Source organism: Cupriavidus sp. L7L (assembly GCF_004353535.1).
GTDB lineage: Bacteria > Pseudomonadota > Gammaproteobacteria > Burkholderiales > Burkholderiaceae > Cupriavidus > Cupriavidus oxalaticus_A.
Genome location: NZ_SMNY01000011.1, coordinates 78,647 through 95,374 on the forward strand (window position 1 = coordinate 78,647; position 16,728 = coordinate 95,374).

Here is a 16,728-nt window from a genome sequence, read left to right on the forward strand (position 1 = left end):
GTGGCCTGGCATGGCCACAAGGTAGCGAGCCGGGGCCCCGCGCCACTTCGTCCGGGCGGACTAGGAAATCTCGGGCCGCGGCATGCAATTCCTAGTCCGCCCGGACGAGGAAGCGCTGGGCCTGCACTGGGTATCGTTGCTTCGCCGACGAACCACGGGAGCAGGCAGATGGCGACCTCCGCCGAAGACCAATTGCTGAGCGGCCACACCTGGGCCGAGTTTTGCGAAGTGCTCAAGCGCAGCGGGCAGCAGATCCTGCGCCCCGAAGCGCCGACCGACGCGCTCACGCGCGCCGAGGGCTTCCGCTACCTGAGCCGCTTGCTGCGCATTGCGCTGGAGATGCATGTGGAGTTCGCCGATCCGGCGTTTCCCGGCTTCTTCTCGCCGTCGCACGAGACCGCCAAGATCGGCGCTGACAATCCGGACAACCTGTACCGCTACGCGCGCCTGGACGGCAATGCGGCGTACCGCATCCGCGGCCGGCGCGGCACGGTGGCGTACCTCAGCTTCGGCACGCAGAAGGGTGGCTACGAAACCGATGGACGCATGGTCCAGACCGGCTTTATCGACAGCAGCCAGCTGGCGGTGGCGGCGGACGGCAGCTTCGAGATCGTCCTCAGCGCTCAGCCGCAGCAGGGCAACTGGGTGCGCATGGAGCCGGCCACCAATGCGCTGGTGGTGCGCCAGACCTTCCTCGACCGCAAGGCAGAGACCCCGGCCGAACTGCATATCGAACGCGTTGACGGCAACGGCAAGCCGCCCGCGCTGAGCGCCGAGCGCCTGCACGGCGGCCTGCTGCGCGCCGCCGGCTTTGTCGAAAGCACCGCGCGCATCTTTGCCGACTGGGCCAGGGGCTACGGTGGCCACGTCAACGCCCTGCCGCCCGCGGACCAGGCCGTGTGCCAGGCGGCGGGCGGCGATCCCAACATCTTCTACTACCACTCCTGCTGGCAGCTCGCGGATGACGAGGCGCTGGTGGTCGAGGTCGACCGGGTGCCGGACTGCGAGTTCTGGAACTTCCAGATCAACAACTACTGGATGGAGTCGCTCGACTACCGCTACCACGACATCTGCATCAACAAGCACGGCGCCCGGCTCGATGCCGGTGGCGGCGTCACCGTCATCCTCAGTGCGGGCGATCCGGGTCTGTCCAACTGGCTTGAAACCGCCGGCCATCGCAACGGCACCATGTGCTGGCGCTGGGTGGGCGCGGCGCAGCCGGCGCATCCGCGCACGCGCGTGGTCAAGCTCGCATCGCTCAGGGAGAACAACGCATGAATGGCATCAACGTGAAGGGCCTGCTTGCGCAGGCGAGCGAGCAGGCCGGCGGCCTGGCCGACTTCGGCCCGGGCAACTACCGCGAGGCCCTGGACGTGCTGTCCGATTCGCTGGCACGCGAGGCCGGCCTCTCGCAGCAAGGCGAGCAACTGCTGCAAGCCAAGCTGCAGGCCCAGCTGGTGAACCGGCTGGTGATCCAGGACTACTGCCGGCGCCATCCGGGGATCCTGCAGGAGCGCGTGGAAGACCCGCTGGTCATCGTCGGGCTGCCGCGCACCGGCACCACGCTGCTGCAGCGCATGCTGGCTACCGACGCGCGCTTCTGCTCGGCGGCGTGGTGGGAAACCCGCTACCCCGCGCCGCTGCCCGGCGAGGACGTGCGCGATGCCAGCCGGCGCATTGCGCTGGCGCGCGACGAAGTGGCGCAGATGATCCGCTTCATCCCGGACATCCTCGCCATCCATCCGCTCGACGCCATGGCCGCCGACGAGGAATTCATGCTGATGGAGCATTCATTCCTGTGCGCCATGGACTCCTACGCCAACGTGCCCGGCTACACCGGCTGGCTGGCGTGCCAGGACCGCACCGAGGTCTACGACTACCTGAAGACCATGCTGCAGTTCCTGCAGTGGCAGAAGCGCCAGCGCGGCGAGGGGACCGCGCAGCGCTGGGTGCTGAAGACCCCGCAGCATTTGCATACGCTGGAAGTCCTGTTCCGGGTGTTCCCGGGCGCGCAGGTGGTGCTGACCCACCGCGATCCGGTCCAGACCATCCCGTCGATGGCCAGCATGGCGCATACGTTGTGGAGGATGTACGCCGATGCGCCGGATCCGGTCGCGGTAGGCCGCCAATGGAGCGAACAGATGCGGCGCGGCACCGATCACGCCATGGCCGTGCGCGACGCCATGCCCGCCGGCCGCTTCCTCGACGTGCGTTTCGAGGACACGGTGCGCGATCCCTTCGGCGTGGCGCAGGCGGTCTATCGCTTCGCCGGCATGCCGCTGACCGAGGCCGCGCGCGCCGGCATGTGGGCATGGATGGAAAGCAATCCGCGCAACCGGCGCGCGGCGCATGCCTATACGCCCGAGCAGTTCGGGCTGAGCCAGGCACAGCTGGCACGCGATTTCGCCGGCTATCGCGCACGCCATGTGCTGAGCCGCGACTGATACCGAAAACACACCGAGGAGACATCCACATGCTGCTGAAAGACAAGATCGTGATCGTATCGGGCATCGGCCCGGGTCTGGGCATCAAGCTGGCGGTAGAGGCCGCGCGCGAGGGCGCCCGCGCCGTTGCCATCGCCGCGCGCACCGCCGCGAAGCTGGACGAGGCCCAGGCCCGCATCGATGCACTGGGCGCCGACTGTGAAGTGCTGAAGGTGGTGACCGACATCACCGACCGCGCCCAGTCCCGCCATCTCGCCAGCGAGACCGTGCGCCGCTTCGGCCGCATCGACGCGCTGGTCAACAGCGCCTTCCAGCACGGCAATTTCCCCGAGCCGGTGGAAGCCGCCGACCTGGAAGTCTGGCGCCAGGTGTTCGACACCAATGTCTTCGGCACCATGACGCTGACGCAGGAGGTGGCCGCGCTGATGAAGCCGCAGGGCGGCGGCGCCATCGTGATGATCAACACCCAGGCCACGCGCAAGCCGATGCCCGGCGAATCGGGCTACGCCGCGTCCAAGGGCGCGCTGGCGGTGGCAGTCAAGTACCTGGCGCGCGAACTGGGGCCGCATGGCATCCGCGCCAACAGCATCTTCATGGGCTGGATGTGGGGCGCGCCGGTGCAGGGTTATGTGCGCCACGCCGCGGCCGAACAGGGGGTCGCCGAGGACGCTATCATCGCACCGGTGGCTTCCCAGATTGCGTTGGGCCGCATGCCGACGGACGACGACTGCGCGCGCGCGGCGCTGTTCCTGGTGTCGGACTACGCCCGTGCGATCACCGGGGCCTCGCTGGATGCCAACGGTGGCGACTTCATGCCCTGACCGGCCGGACCGACTGCTCTACTGCCAACTGCCATGACCCGCTACTTTGCCTTCAACGGCGACGCCGACGGCCTGTGTGCCCTGCAGCAGCTGCGCCTGGCCCGTCGTTTGCACCCCGGCGATGCGACGCTGGTCACCGGCGTCAAGCGCGATATCCGCCTGCTCGAGCGGATCGACGCCTGTGCCGGCGATACCGTGACGGCGCTGGACATCTCGCTCGAACAGAACCGCGACGGGCTGCTGCGGCTGCTCGCCGCCGGTGCGCAGGTGGACTACTTCGACCACCACCACGCCGGCGAGCTGCCGTCGCATGCCGGTCTGCGTGCGCATATCGACGAAAGCGCTGCGGTCTGCACCAGCATCCTGGTCGACCGCCACCTCGACGGGCTCCACCGGCGCTGGGCGATCACCGCCGCCTTTGGCGACAACCTCGGCGACGTGGCGCGCGCGATGGCGGCGCTGGCGCGGCTGGACGCGCGCGAAACCCTGATGCTGGAACGGCTCGGCACCTGCCTGAACTACAACGCGTATGGCGAGTGCGTGGCGGACCTGCATTGCGATCCCGCCGAGCTGGCGCAGCACATGCTGCCGTTCGCCGACCCGCTGGATTTCGCCGCGCAGTGCGCCACCTACGCGCTGCTGTGCGATGGCTACGAGGACGACATGGCCCAGGCGCGCCGCCTGTCGCCCGTGCATGAAGTCCCCGGCGCCGCGCTGCTGGTGATGCCGGACGCACCGTGGGCACGGCGCGCGATCGGTGTGCTGGCCAACGAGCTGGTGCGCGGACGTCCCGGCGATGCGATCGGCCTGCTGTCGCCCAAATCCGGCGGCGGCTTTGCGGTCAGCGTGCGCGTGCCGGCGCACAGCATCACCGGTGCGGCCGACTTCTGCCGCGCCTTCGAGACCGGAGGCGGCCGGCGCCTGGCCGGGGGCATCAACCACCTGCCCGACGCCGAAGTGGAGCGCTTCACGCGCAGCTTTGCCGACTGCTTCGGCGCGCCGTTCAACCAGGCTGGCCCGGCGGGACAAACTCCGTAACCTCCAGGTCGAAGCCGGTGACCGCGCGGTAAGGCACCGGATGGCTGAGCAGGCGCAGCTTGTGCGCGCCCACATCGCGCAGGATCTGCGCCCCGACCCCCAGCGCGCGCTGCGCGAAGGCCGGCGCCGGCGCGGCGGCAGGCGGCGCGGCCAGCCGCGCCAGCCGCTGCTGCGGCGATTCGCGCTCGTCCAGCAGCACCAGCACGCCGCAGCCCTCGGCGCCGATGCGGGCGAGCGAGCGTTCCAGGTTCCAGGCGGGCTGAGAGGTGGACTGCGCCGGCGTGCCGAAGGCCAGCACGTCGCGCTGCATTTCCACCGCCTGCACGCGCGTCAGTACCGGCCTGGACGGATCGGGCTCGCCCAGCACCAATGCCAGGTGCAGCGCGTCGGCAGGGGCGTCGTGGTACGCGTGCACGGTGAAGCGCCCGAACGGCGTATCCAGCCCGGTCGAGCGGGTACGGCGCAGCGCGCCTTCGGTCAGCAGCCGGTGGTGGATCAGCCCGCTGATCGAGACCGCGGCTAACCCGTGGCGTTGCGCAAACGCCAGCAGGCCGGGGCCGCGCAGCAGGTCGCCGTCGTCATCAAGCAGCATCGCATAGGCGCCGGCGGCGACACGCCCGGCCAGCCGCGGCAGGTCGGAGCAGGCCTCGGCAAAGCCGGCGCGGCGCAGCACGCCGTCGGCCTGCGCTACCACCGGAAAGATGTGTCCCGGCTGGACCAGGTCTGCCGGTTGGGCGCGCGCCGCTGCCGCCACGCGCAGCGTCAGCGCCCGGTCCGCCGCGGAAATGCCGGTGCTGACGCCGGTGGCCGCTTCGATCGACACCGTGTAGCGCTCGCGCTGGCGCTGGCTGGCGGCCATCGGCGGCAACTGCAGCCGGTCGCGGCGCGCCTCGGTGATGGCCATGCAGACCAGGCCGCGCGCCTCGGCGGCCATGAAGTTGACGTCGGCCTCGGTGGTGCGTTCGGCGGTAACCAGCACGCAGCCGGTGGCCTCGGTGGTCTCGTCCTCGATCACCACCACGCGCTGGCCAGCGGCCAGTGCGGCAAGCACGTCGGCCATCGGCGGCAAGGCGTTGGCCGTGCTCATGCTGCCTCCTGCCGGCTGCTGCCGAACGCGTGGCGCAGCGCCGCTGCGGCCGCATCCAGTGCGTCGCTGGCGGCATCGATCACGCCCTGCATGCTGATGAAGCCATGGAACTGCCCCGGCCAGCGGCGCACGGTGGCGCTGTTGCCCGCGCGCTGCAGCGCTTCGCCGTAGCCTTCGCCCTGGTCGCGCAGCGGGTCGTACTCGGCGGTGATGATGGTGGCCGGTGGCAAGCCATGCAGGTCGCGCTGGCACAGCGGGCTGGCGCGCACGTCCGCGGCATCGGCGCGATTGCCGAGATACTGGGCGCGATACCAGTCCAGTTCCGCCGCGCTCAGGAAGTAGCCGGTTGCGCATGCGCGGTAGCTGGCGCTGCCGGTCGCGGTATCGGTGCAGTCCAGGTAAGGGTAGAGCAGCAGCTGGTGCCGCAGGGCAATGCCGCTGCCGCGCACCTGCTGGCAGGCTACGGCGGCGAGGTTGCCACCGGCGCTGTCGCCCGCCACGGCGATCCGCGCCGGATCCGCACCCAGTTGCGCCGCATGCGCAGCCGCCCATCGCACCGCCGCGACCGCGTCTTCCGCGGCGGCCGGGAAGCGCGCTTCCGGCGCGAGCCGGTAGTCGACCGACAGCACCAGCGCGCCGCTGCGGCGCGCCAGGCTGCGGCAGATGTTGTCGTGCGAATCGAGGCCGCACAGCACGAAGCCGCCGCCGTGGAAATAGATCACCAGCGGCAGCGCGGCGCTGTCGTCCGGCCGGTACAGGCGCGCCCGCAGCGGGCCGGCCGCACCGTCCAGGATCAGGTCGTGCTGCGCGGCGATGGCATCGCCGGGTGCGAATCCCGGCATGGCCGCCAGCGCGGCACGGTAGTCGGCGGCGCGCAGCGTGGAGAAGTCGGGGCTGGGCAAGGCGGCCATGGCATCAAGCATGGCGCGGGCCTGGGGGTCGAGCGGCATGGTGTCTCCCGGTTGCGGTTGAGGATTCAAGTTCGGAGCGCGATCTCAGAGCGCGAAGGCCGGCTGGCTGCCGGCGGCAATGCCTTGCGCGCGCGCCAGCGCGGCGTGCGCCGCCTGCTCGTGCGGCAGGATCCAGAAGCGGCCGGCCGACACGCCGTCGAGGATCACGCGCGCGACCTCGTCCGGCGTCATGCCGGCGGCAATGCCGCTGCGCAGCGCGCCGTTCATCTGGTTCACCTCCTGCGGCCCGGCGCCGTCCAGGCCCGCGGCAATGCCGGTGGCGACCGGGCCGGGGCAGACCACCGACACCCGGATCGGCAGGCCGGCCGCCTGCAGCTCCAGCGCCAGTCCTTCGCTGAGCGCTACCACGCCCTGCTTGGACAGCGTGTAGGGCGCCAGCCAGGGGCCGACCGCGAGGCCGGCCATCGACGCCACGTTGACGATATGGCCCGAACCCTGCGCCGCCATGCGCGGCACGAAGCAGCGCAGTGCGTACAGCACGCTCCACAGGTTGATGCGCAGCACGCGCTCGAAGACCTCCGGCGCCAGCTCCCAGCAGCGGCCCGTGGCCAGCACCCCGGCGTTGTTGACCAGCAGGTCGACACGGCCCAGGCGCAGGAAGGCTTCAGCGCACAGGTGCTCCATCTGCCGCAAGTCGGACACGTCGGTCGGGACCGCGATCGCGATGGCGCCCTGGCCGGCAAGCGCCGCGCGCGTCGCTTCGAGCGCGTCGGCGTCGATGTCCGCCAGTGCCAGCGCATAGCCCTGCGCCGCCAATGCATGCGCCAGCGCGCGGCCGATGCCGCTGCCCGCACCGGTAATCACTGCGGCCTGCTGCCGCGGGTTTGCCGCCATGGTGATGGTTCTCCGTAGGAAAAAGACGTGGAAAAAGGCGGGGATTGCCGCCCATGCACGACTTGTAGCGGCGCCGCGGCGGCGCGGCATCGTCTGTTTGGGTGGGGCGGCGCCACCTGGCGTCATGCGGATTCACATGGCGTCACATGGCATCCCAATGACGCCTAGGGGTTTGCCCGCGGCCGGATGGCCATGGGTTGGTCCTTAGTCTGTTTGGAGTATGTGTTTGCGCCGCCGGCGCGTGAGGATTGGCCTGTCCCTCGGGACTAGTCCGGCATGCGTGCCATGCCGGCGTGGACTAGGGCAAACCATGAAGGCAGGGGGCAAGCCGCGACCCCTGCGCCGTCCCTATAATCGGGGCACAAAAAAAGGGCCACAGAGCCCGCACAGGAAGGCCAGCCGACCGGCACGTCCGGTGCGCTGCGCACGCCACAATGGAGACAGAGGAAATGCTGATGGAGGTGAGCCACAATCAGGCAGCCGCGCACCTGTTCGCGCAGACGACGGTGTCGCTGTCTGACTTCAGCGCGTTGCTGGGCAATATCTACCAGGGACCGATGGAGCAGGTGCCATGGGGCAAGGCGCTGGAGCAGATCCGCAGGCAGCTCGACGCCAACTACGTCACGCTGATCCTGCGCTCGCCGGCCACGGACCGGCGCGGGCTCATGATCAATGCCTCGGAGCATGGCGGTTCGACCCTGCCGGGCGAGACCTCCTACAACAACTACTATTACGCGCTCGATCCCTTCATCGGCCTGCCGTCGGACCGGGTGGTGACCATCGACGAGCATCTCGGGCCGGGCGTCTGGTGCCAGAGCGAGATCTACCTGCAGTTCCTCAAGGACGTCGGCATCCGCTACATCCTGGGCGCGGACCTGCGTACCGACGACGGCGTCGAATGCCGCTTCCGTGTCTGCCGCAAGCATGAGGGCCGCGATTTCTCGGCCGCGGACAAGGCGCTGTGCACCGCGCTGCTGCCGCACCTGAAGCGCGCGGTGGACCTGCATTCGCGCCTCGACGTCGTGGAGTCGGAGCGCACCGTCTATGCCAGCGCCATCGACCGCATGCTGGTCGGCATGGTGATCCTGGACGAGACCGGCACCATCATCAAGACCAACGCCGCGGCCGACGAGATCCTGGGCGCCAAGGACGGCATCCGGATTGCCAAGGGCGGGCTGGACGTCGAGTACGGCCAGGAGAACCGCAAGTTCCAGCGCCTGCTGCGCCAGGCGATGATGGGGCACCTGGGCACCGCGCCGGCGGTGATGGAGGCGATGTCGATCACGCGTCCGTCCGGCAGCGCCAGGCTGGGCGTGCTGATCCGCACCATCCCGCTCAGCGAGTGGTCGGAGGACAACCGCAAGCGCCCCGCCTGCGTGGTCTTTATCCGCGATCCGGAGCGGCGCTCGCAGGCCTCGCACGATGTGGTGCGCCAGCTGTTCGACTTCACGCCGGCGGAAACGCAACTGGCGCTGCAGCTGGCCAACGGGCTCACGCTCGACGAAGCTGCGGACGAGCTCGGCATCAGCAAGAACACGGCCCGCGCGCACCTGCGCGCAATCTTCTCCAAGACCGGCGTGACCCGGCAGGCCACGCTGGTGCGCATGCTGCTGAGCAGCGTGATTTCGCTGGGCTGATGTAAGCGTCAGGGCTTTGCGCTGAGCACCAGCGCAAAGCCCTGCGGGGTCTGCAGTACCGCGCGGGTCTCATGCGGGCCCTGCGCCGCGGGCAGCGTCACGCTGGCCCCCGCACCCACCAGCCGCGCAATCGCCGCGGCAAAGTCTTTCCCCTCATCCACCTTGAACGCGAGCGCGGGCTGGTCGACCAGCCGTTCTTCACCGGCCACCAGCGCCAGCGTCAGCGCGCCCGCGTCCAGCGCGCAATAGCGGTCGCCGTCGCGAAATTTCACGGCGAGTCCGAGTCCTTGCGTGAAGAACGGCAGCGCGGTGTCGATGTCCGCGACGGGGTAAAGCAGCAGTCTGGCTTGCATGTGTCCTGGTCCTTTCGAAGGTCAAAAGCGGGCATCGTTGCCCGCGAATCATGATAGGGATGGGCCAGGCACTGCTCATAATCCAATCAGACGATGTTGCAACGCCTTGCGCCGCCCACACTGCAAGCACACAGGCCGCTTCCGGCCCGAGGCGCGGCAACCGGCGGCGTCCCGGCAGCGGTCCTGAACCATCAATGCCAGGGAAGGGGACTGCAATGCGTTTTTCGCTGATCTATGAAGCACAGACCGTCGATGCCTCGCGCGCCGGCGACCACAAGGTGTTCGATGAAATCATGGAACAGGTGGTGCTGGCCGAGGACATGGGCTTCGACGTGGTCTGGGCGGTCGAGCACACCGCGCTGACCAACTACGCGCACATGAGCGCGCCGGAGACTTTCCTCGCCTTTGTCGCCGGGCGCACGCAGCGCATCGGCATCGGCCACGGCGTGGTGTGCCTGCCGCCGGCGATGAACCACCCGGTCAAGGTGGCCGAGCGCATCGCCACGCTCGACATCCTGTCCGGCGGCCGCGTGCACTTCGGCGTGGGCAAGGGCGGCACGCAGCAGGAGGCGGGCACGTTCGGCTACGACCTGAACAGCCTGCACCCGATGATCGACGAGTCGATGTACCTGATCCCGAAGATCATGACGCAGGACGAGATCGAGCACGATGGCGAGTTCATCAAGATCCCGCGCCGCCCGATCCACCCCAAGCCGCGCCAGGACCCGCATCCGCTGATGTACCTGGCCTGCACCAATGCCGACACGCTGCAGCGCGCCGGCGCGCGCGGCATGGGCGCGCTGGTGCTCGGCTTTGGCGGCCCCGAGGATGTGGCGAAGAAGAACGAGATCTATCGCGCCGCGTGGGAAAGCCGCAAGGCCGAGGACCAGGTGGGCTTCCGCCCGCACCAGCACCTGGCGGCGCTGTGCCCGACCATCGTGCTGGAAGACGGCCTGGCTGCGCGCAAGATCGGCATCAAGGGCCAGCGCTATTTCATGGAGTCGCTGTCGTACTGGTATGCCGGCGGCGAGCGCCCGGATCCGTCCGCGTGGGACGACGAGCATGTCACCGCCACCGACGCGCAGGGCAAGGCCGTCATCAATACCAGGTTCGCTTCCGAGAAGGTCTCGGTCGACTTCAGCGACCCCTCGATGATGATGCTGAACCCGAACCACGCCTACGGCACGGTGGAGGATTGCATCGGCTACGTGCAGCGGCTGATCGATGCCGGCGCCGACGAGATCCTGTTTATCTGCCAGATGGGCACGGTGCCGCAGTGGGCGCAGATGGAGACCATCCGCAATATCGGCGAGCACGTGATCCCGCATTTCCGCAAGCAGGGCCGCAAGCTGAGCGCGGTGGCGTGAACGTTTGCTGATCGATGGTTTGCTCCCCTCTCCCGCGAGCGGGAGAGGGGCCGGGGGAGAGGGGCCGGGGGAGAGGGCCGGCGCATCCACGAAGTGCCGCAGGAAACAGCTAGTCCCATCAGACGATGGCGCCACGCCCGCCCGATGCAAACATCAACGCCAGCCACAAGACAAAGCGAAAAGGAGACCGCGGTGCATCACGACAACAACCCCAAGGAACTGGCCGCACGCCTGATCGCGCGCGCCGAGCAGATGATCCCCGTGCTGGCGCAGCGCGCCGCGCAGGCAGAGTCCGAAGCGCGTATCCCCGCCGAAACTATCGCCGAGATGCAGGCCGCCGGCTTCTTCAAGGTGCTGCAGCCGCGCCGCTACGGTGGCTATGAACTCGACCCGCAGACCTTCTTCCGCATCCAGATGGCGCTGGCCAAAGGCTGCATGTCCACCGCCTGGGTCTACGGCGTGGTCGGCGTGCACAACTGGCAGCTCGCCCTGTTCGACGAACGCGCGCAGCAAGAGGTCTGGGGCAACGATCCCACCACGCTGATCGCCTCGACCTACATGCCGGTCGGCAAGGTCACCCCGGTCGAAGGCGGCTACCGTTTCTCAGGCCACTGGAAGTTCTCCAGCGGCAGCGAACTGTGCGACTGGATCTTCCTCGGAGGCCTGGTGCCGCCGTCCGAACCGGGCGGTGCCTACGATTACCGCACCTTCCTGCTGCCGCGCACCGACTACAAGATCGTGCGCAACTGGGATGTGCTGGGCCTGCGCGCCACCGGCAGCCACGATATCGTCGTCGATGACGTGTTCGTCCCCGACTACCGCACCCATCGCGCCGTCGATGGCGCCATGGGCACCAGCCCGGGCCTTGCCGTCAACGACGTGCCGCTATATCGCCTGCCGTTCGCGCAGATCTTCGTGCGTGCCGTGTGCACCGCGTGCATCGGCGCGCTGGAAGGCACCCTTGACGATTTCGTCGCCTACGCCGACGGCCGCGTCAGCAGCAACGGCGGCAGCAAGACCGCCGAGGACGGCGGTGCGCAACTGGCCTGCGCCAATGCCCAGGTGGCCGTCGACGAAATGCGCACCGTCCTCGAACGCAATTTCGACGAGCTGCTGGCCGTAGCGCGTGAAGGCGGCCAGGTGCAGACGCCGCGACGGCTGCATTTCCGCTACCAGTCGTCGCAGGTGGCCGAGCGCTGCGCGCAGCTCGCCAACAGCCTGCTGCGCTATGCCGGCGGCAACGGCATCTACCGCACCAACCCGATGGTGCGCCGCTTCCTCGACCTGCACGCGGCACGCGCCCACTACGCCAACAACCTGGACCGCTTCGGCCAGAACCTGGGCGGCGTGATGATGGGCCGCGCCAACACCGATTTCTTCATCTGAAGCCGCGCACCGGCAAGGGAACCCATCATGACCCAGAGCACAGCGCGCCTGCAGGCCAGGGAGTTTGACGTGGTGGTGGTCGGCTCGGGCGCCGGCGGCATGCTGGCCGCCTGCCGGGCCGCCGACCGCGGGCTGTCGGTGGTGGTGCTGGAGAAGAGCAGCCAGTACGGCGGCACCTCGGCGGTGTCCGGCGGCGGCATCTGGATCCCGCTCAACCATCATATCGCGCCGGCGGGCGGGCAGGACGACTACGCCAAGGCGCTCGAGTACATACTCGCCTGCACCGGCGACGACGGCGACCCGCGGCGGATCCGCGCCTACCTGGAGCAGGCGCCGCGCATGCTGCAATACCTGGAGCAGCAGGCCGGTGTGCGTTACTACACGCTGCCGCGCTACGCCGACTACTTCCAGAAGCTGCCCGGCGCGATGCCCGGCTACCGCGCGCTCGACCCGATGCCGTTCGACGGTGCGCGCCTGCGTGAGGAGTTCGACCGGCTGCGTCCGCCGTCACCCGGCACGCTGGTGGGCGGCCGCGTGGCCGTGACCTCCGGCGAGGCGCACGCGCTGCTGTGCCGCTCGCCCGGCTGGTTCGGACTGGCGGTGCGCCAGTTCGCCCGCTACTGGCTTGACTTCGGCTGGCGCCGCAAGACCCGGCGCGACCGCCGCCTTACGCTCGGCAACAGCCTGGCCGGCGGCCTGCGGCGGGCAATGATGGACCGCGCGATCCCGCTGTGGCTCGACACCGCGCTGCAAGACCTGGTCGTCGAAGACGGCTCGGTCCGCGGTGTGCGCGCCGTGCAGGACGGGCAGGTGGTGGAAATCCGCGCGCTGCATGGCGTGATCCTGGCCGCCGGCGGCTTCGAGCGCAGCCAGGCCATGCGCGAGCAATACCTGCCGCAGCCGACGCAGGCCGGCTGGAGCGCGACGCCGCCCAACAACACCGGCGACGCGATCCGCGCGGGGCAGGCCGCCGGCGCCGGCGTCGCCCTGATGTCGCATGTGTGGGGCGCGCCGACTGTGCAGGTGCAGGGCGAGGAAAAGCAGCGCGCGCTCTTTATCGAGCGCGCCATGCCGGGCTGCCTGGTGGTGAACGGGCAGGGCCGCCGCTTCGTCAACGAGGCCGCGCCGTATTCCGAGTTCGTGCCGGCCATGTACCGCGACCACGACAAGACCGGCTGCAGCGTGCCGGCGTGGATGGTGTTCGACGCCACCTTCCGCCACAAGTACCCGTGCGGGCCGATCCTGCCTGCCTCGGTGATGCCGGACCGCAGCATTCCGGCCGGCCTGTCCGGCATCCTGGTGCGCGCCGACACGCTGGCGCAGCTGGCGCAGCGGATCGGCGTGGACGCCGACGGGCTCGCCGGCAGCGTCGCCCGCATGAACCGCTACGCCGCCACCGGCGTGGACGAGGAATTCGGCAAGGGCGACAACCTGTTCGATACCTACTACAGCGACCCGGCGGTGCGCCCCAACCCGTGCCTGGCGCCGATCGGCAAGGCGCCGTTCTACGCCGTGCGGCTCGATGCCGGCGATATCGGCACCAAGGGCGGACTGGTGACCGACGCCAGCGCGCGCGTGCTGCGGGAGGATGGTAGCGCTATCGCCGGGCTGTTCGCCATCGGCAATACCAGTGCCTCGATGATGGGCACCAGCTATCCCGGCGCGGGCTCGACGCTCGGGCCCGCGATGACCTTCGGCTATATCGCTGCGGACGTGATCGCGCAGCAAGCGCGGCAGCCTGCCGCCGCGCCCCACGCTCAAACCGTACAGGAGGCCCTATGAGCACCAATCCGGAATCCAGCCAGACGCTGCGCGACGACATGCTGAAGGCGATGCGCCGCATGGCGCGCTCGGTGGCGGTCATCAGCTGCCGCGATGGCGAGCGCCGCTATTCGATGTCGGTGACGGCGGTCGATTCGCTGTCGGCGGATCCGCCATCGCTGCTGATCTGCATCAACCGCAACTCGTCGATCTATCCGCCGCTCGATGCCGGCACCGATTTCTGCATCAACCTGCTGGCCGCCGACCACCAGGACATCGCGGTCGATTGCAGCGGCCGCCTCAAGGGCGAGGAACGCTTCACCAGCGGCGAGTGGGAGGACGACCTGCTCGGCGTGCCGTGCCTGCGCAACGCCCAGGCCAACCTGGTGTGCCGGCAGGACGGCCGCTTCGACTATGGCACCCACGCTGTCTTCATCGGCCGGCTGCGCGAGGTGCGGCTGGCAGGCGAGGTGTCACCGCTGGTCTATGTCGACGGCGCCTATACCACCTCCGCGCCGCTGCGCGCGCTGTGTTCCGCCTGAGCCCCGGAGGCGCCAGCATGCATCCCGATTCCGTCACGCCGGTCTACGCACCGCTGCGGCTCGATGACCCGGACGCGCATCCGTGGCAGGCCGCCTGCGATGCCGTGGTAGTGGGCTTCGGCGCCGCGGGTGCCTGCGCGGCGCTGGAAGCGGCGCGCGGCGGGGCGCGCGTGATCGTCGCCGAGCGCTTCGAAGGCGGCGGCGCCAGCGCCAAGAGTGGCGGCGTGGTGTATGCCGGCGGCGGCACGTCCTACCAGGCCGCAGCGGGCTATGCCGATACGCCGCGGGCGATGGCGGATTACCTGCGCCAGGAGACCGGCGGCGTCGTCAGCGAAGGCACGCTGCAGTCCTTCTGCGAGCGCAGCCGCGACATGCTGGCCTGGCTGGAAGACGTGGGCGTGCGCTTTGCCGCCACCGTGCCGCCGCGCAAGACGTCGTACCCGGCGCAGCCGTATTACCTCTATTACTCCGGCAACGAAGCCGTGCCGGCGTACGCGCAGCATGCCGCACCGGCCCCGCGCGGGCACCGCGTGAAAGGCCCCGGCATGTCCGGGCGCACGCTGTACGGCGCGCTGCGCGGCGCCGTGGAAGCCCGGGCGGAAATCACGGTCATGCGCCAGGCCGCGGCGCGCCGGCTGATCGTCGACAAGGACGGCGCAGTCATCGGCATCGAGCTGTGGCAGGTGCCGCCGGGACGCCACCAGAAGCGCCACGCGCGCCTGGCGCGGCTGGCCGAGCGCCTGCACAACGCCATGCCGGGCGTTGCCGACCTGCTGCGCCAGCGTGTGCTGCAGCTCGAGCTGCGCCATGCGCAGCGCGTGGCAGTGCGCACCCGCGCCGTCGTGCTGGCCACCGGCGGCTTTATCTTCAACCGCGCCATGGTGGCGCGCCATGCCGGCAAGTACCTGCAGAACTGGCGCCTCGGCGCGACCGGGTGCGACGGCAGCGGCATCCGGCTCGGCGAATCGGCGGGCGCGGCCACGCGGCACCTGGAGCGCGTGTCGGCCTGGCGCTTTATCAATCCGCCGTTCGACTGGGCGCGCGGTTGCGTGGTCGACGCTCGGGGCGAGCGCATCGGCAACGAGGAAACCTATGGCGCCACGCTGGGCCACGCCATCTGCGAGCGGCATGGCGGGCGCGCCTGGCTGATCCTGGACCGCGCGCTGGCGCGCGCCGCACTGCGTGAATGCCTGGGCGGCCGCCTGTGGGCGTTCCAGGCCTTGCCCGCGGCGATGCTGTTGCTCGCCGGCGCCAGGCGTGCGTCCAGCATCGAGGCGCTGGCCGGCAAGCTGGGCATGCCGCCGGCCGCACTGCGCGCTACCGTCGACGCCTGCAGCGCCGCTGCCCGCGGAGAGATTCCCGACCCGGCCGGCAAGTCCGCGCCGATGTGCGCCTCGCTGGAGGCCGGGCCATGGCTCGCCATCGACATCTCGGCGAACTCCCGCGTCTTCCCCTGTCCGGCGATCACGCTCGGCGGCTTGTCCGTGGAAGAGTCGAGCGGCCGTGTGCTGGCCGTCGCAGGCGGCGCCCCCATTTCGGGCCTCTACGCCGTCGGCCGGACCGCGGTGGGCATCGCCTCCAACCATTACGTAAGCGGCCTGTCGCTTGCCGACTGCATCTGGTCGGGGCGCAATGCCGGCCGCCACCTGACACAACAGCCCGCCGGCGAGCGGCAGGCACACACCAACGAGGAGATTACCCATGAGCCGACGTACTGAAGGCAAGATCGCGATCGTCACCGGGGCCGCCAGCGGCGTCGGCAAGGAAGACGCCCTGCTGCTGGCCCGCGAAGGCGCGCGCGTGGTGCTGACCGACCTGAACGAGGAAGCGGGCCACGCGCTGGCGCGCGAGATCGGCGAGACCGCGCTGTTCGTGCCGCACGACATCGCCAGCGAAGCCGGCTGGCAGCAGGTGATGGCGCGCACCGAGCAGCGCTTCGGCGCGCCCGGCGTGCTGGTCAACAATGCCGCCATCCTGATGCTGGGGTCGGTCGAGGACGCGACGCTGGAGCAATGGCAGCGCGTGATGCGCATCAACGCCGACGGCTACTTCCTGGGCTGCAAGTACGGCGTGGCCGCGATGAAGGCGGGCGGCGGCAGCATCGTCAACATGTCGTCGGTGGCGGCACTGGGCGGCATGGGTGCGTTCTGCGCCTACAGCGCCAGCAAGGGCGCGGTGGCGGCGCTGACGCGTGCCGTCGCGGGCCATTGCAAGCAGAGCGGCTACCGCATCCGCTGCAACTCGATCCATCCGGACGGCATCCTCACGCCGATGACCGCTGCCTTCCTGCCGGGCGGCGCGGCGGCCCTGCCGGAAGAGGTGGGCGGCGCCGAGCCGATGCAGCGCATGTGCCATCCGCGCGACGTGGCCAACCTGGTGCTGTTCCTGGCGTCGGACGAATCGCGCTTCATCAACGGCGCGGAACTGCGCATCGACAACGCGCAGACCATCATGGGCGTGGCCTGACGCCACCCCCCGGCGAGAGAA

Annotated in this window: 15 protein-coding genes; 11 read left to right on the forward strand and 4 right to left on the reverse strand. The window is 69.7% G+C overall.

The genetic code is table 11. The annotated features are described in order from the left end of the window. Positions 1 to 168 precede the first annotated feature (168 nt). From E1J61_RS14835 to E1J61_RS14850, 4 genes are read left to right on the forward strand one after another with little or no spacing between them, the layout of a single operon-like run. Positions 169 to 1,278, forward strand: coding sequence for a DUF1214 domain-containing protein (locus tag E1J61_RS14835; protein ID WP_133094819.1), 1,110 nt, complete (start codon positions 169 to 171; stop codon positions 1,276 to 1,278). Next, positions 1,275 to 2,444: a sulfotransferase gene (locus tag E1J61_RS14840; protein ID WP_133094820.1), complete on the forward strand. Its 1,170-nt coding sequence runs from the start codon at positions 1,275 to 1,277 to the stop codon at positions 2,442 to 2,444. Before E1J61_RS14835 ends, E1J61_RS14840 begins: the two co-directional genes overlap by 4 nt. A gap of 29 nt (positions 2,445 to 2,473) precedes the next feature. Next, on the forward strand, positions 2,474 to 3,265 hold the full coding sequence (locus tag E1J61_RS14845; RefSeq protein ID WP_133094821.1) for an SDR family oxidoreductase: 792 nt from the start codon (positions 2,474 to 2,476) through the stop codon (positions 3,263 to 3,265). Between the two features lie 33 nt (positions 3,266 to 3,298). After that, positions 3,299 to 4,303 (forward strand): acetyltransferase, encoded by a 1,005-nt coding sequence (locus E1J61_RS14850; protein WP_133094822.1) that lies wholly within the window; start codon positions 3,299 to 3,301, stop codon positions 4,301 to 4,303. Here the strand turns inward: E1J61_RS14850 and E1J61_RS14855 are convergent. Genes E1J61_RS14855 through E1J61_RS14865 form a run of 3 tightly spaced genes read right to left on the reverse strand, consistent with a single transcriptional unit; the run spans position 4,269 to position 7,195 of the window. After that, a complete protein-coding gene (locus E1J61_RS14855) occupies positions 4,269 to 5,390 on the reverse strand; it encodes a 3,4-dihydroxy-2-butanone-4-phosphate synthase (RefSeq protein WP_133094823.1) in 1,122 nt (373 codons plus the stop codon). The two genes, E1J61_RS14850 and E1J61_RS14855, sit on opposite strands and share 35 nt — an antisense overlap. Then, a complete protein-coding gene (locus E1J61_RS14860) occupies positions 5,387 to 6,340 on the reverse strand; it encodes an alpha/beta hydrolase (RefSeq protein WP_133094824.1) in 954 nt (317 codons plus the stop codon). Before E1J61_RS14860 ends, E1J61_RS14855 begins: the two co-directional genes overlap by 4 nt. Before the next feature lie 45 nt (positions 6,341 to 6,385). After that, entirely contained in the window at positions 6,386 to 7,195 is an 810-nt protein-coding gene (locus tag E1J61_RS14865) for an SDR family oxidoreductase (RefSeq protein ID WP_133094825.1), read from the reverse strand. 449 nt (positions 7,196 to 7,644) lie between these two features. On the opposite strand from E1J61_RS14865, the gene E1J61_RS14870 reads away from it, so the two are divergent. Continuing rightward, positions 7,645 to 8,832, forward strand: a complete 1,188-nt coding sequence (locus tag E1J61_RS14870; protein WP_133094826.1) for a LuxR family transcriptional regulator — start codon at positions 7,645 to 7,647, stop codon at positions 8,830 to 8,832. Positions 8,833 to 8,840: 8 nt separating this feature from the next. Here E1J61_RS14870 and E1J61_RS14875 read toward each other — a convergent pair whose 3' ends face one another. Continuing rightward, entirely contained in the window at positions 8,841 to 9,185 is a 345-nt protein-coding gene (locus E1J61_RS14875; RefSeq protein WP_133094827.1) for a VOC family protein, read from the reverse strand. 215 nt (positions 9,186 to 9,400) lie between these two features. Between E1J61_RS14875 and E1J61_RS14880 the strand changes: the two genes are divergently transcribed. The 6 genes from E1J61_RS14880 to E1J61_RS14905 all read left to right on the forward strand — a co-directional run bounded on the left by E1J61_RS14880 (position 9,401) and on the right by E1J61_RS14905 (position 16,707). Beyond that, positions 9,401 to 10,552, forward strand: coding sequence for an LLM class flavin-dependent oxidoreductase (locus E1J61_RS14880; RefSeq protein ID WP_133094828.1), 1,152 nt, complete (start codon positions 9,401 to 9,403; stop codon positions 10,550 to 10,552). Positions 10,553 to 10,744: 192 nt separating this feature from the next. Next, positions 10,745 to 11,938, forward strand: coding sequence for a flavin-dependent monooxygenase (locus E1J61_RS14885; protein ID WP_133094829.1), 1,194 nt, complete (start codon positions 10,745 to 10,747; stop codon positions 11,936 to 11,938). A 27-nt stretch (positions 11,939 to 11,965) separates the two neighbouring features. Beyond that, complete coding sequence (locus E1J61_RS14890; protein ID WP_133094830.1) at positions 11,966 to 13,720, forward strand: FAD-dependent oxidoreductase; 1,755 nt, start codon at positions 11,966 to 11,968, stop codon at positions 13,718 to 13,720. Beyond that, entirely contained in the window at positions 13,717 to 14,241 is a 525-nt protein-coding gene (locus E1J61_RS14895; protein WP_133094831.1) for a flavin reductase family protein, read from the forward strand. The genes E1J61_RS14890 and E1J61_RS14895 overlap by 4 nt, the downstream gene beginning before the upstream one ends. A gap of 17 nt (positions 14,242 to 14,258) precedes the next feature. Beyond that, positions 14,259 to 15,959: an FAD-binding protein gene (locus E1J61_RS14900; RefSeq protein ID WP_133094832.1), complete on the forward strand. Its 1,701-nt coding sequence runs from the start codon at positions 14,259 to 14,261 to the stop codon at positions 15,957 to 15,959. Further along, the gene (locus E1J61_RS14905; protein ID WP_133094833.1) at positions 15,943 to 16,707 is read left to right on the forward strand and encodes an SDR family oxidoreductase; all 765 of its coding nucleotides are present in this window, start codon (positions 15,943 to 15,945) and stop codon (positions 16,705 to 16,707) included. The genes E1J61_RS14900 and E1J61_RS14905 overlap by 17 nt, the downstream gene beginning before the upstream one ends. Positions 16,708 to 16,728: the final 21 nt, after the last annotated feature.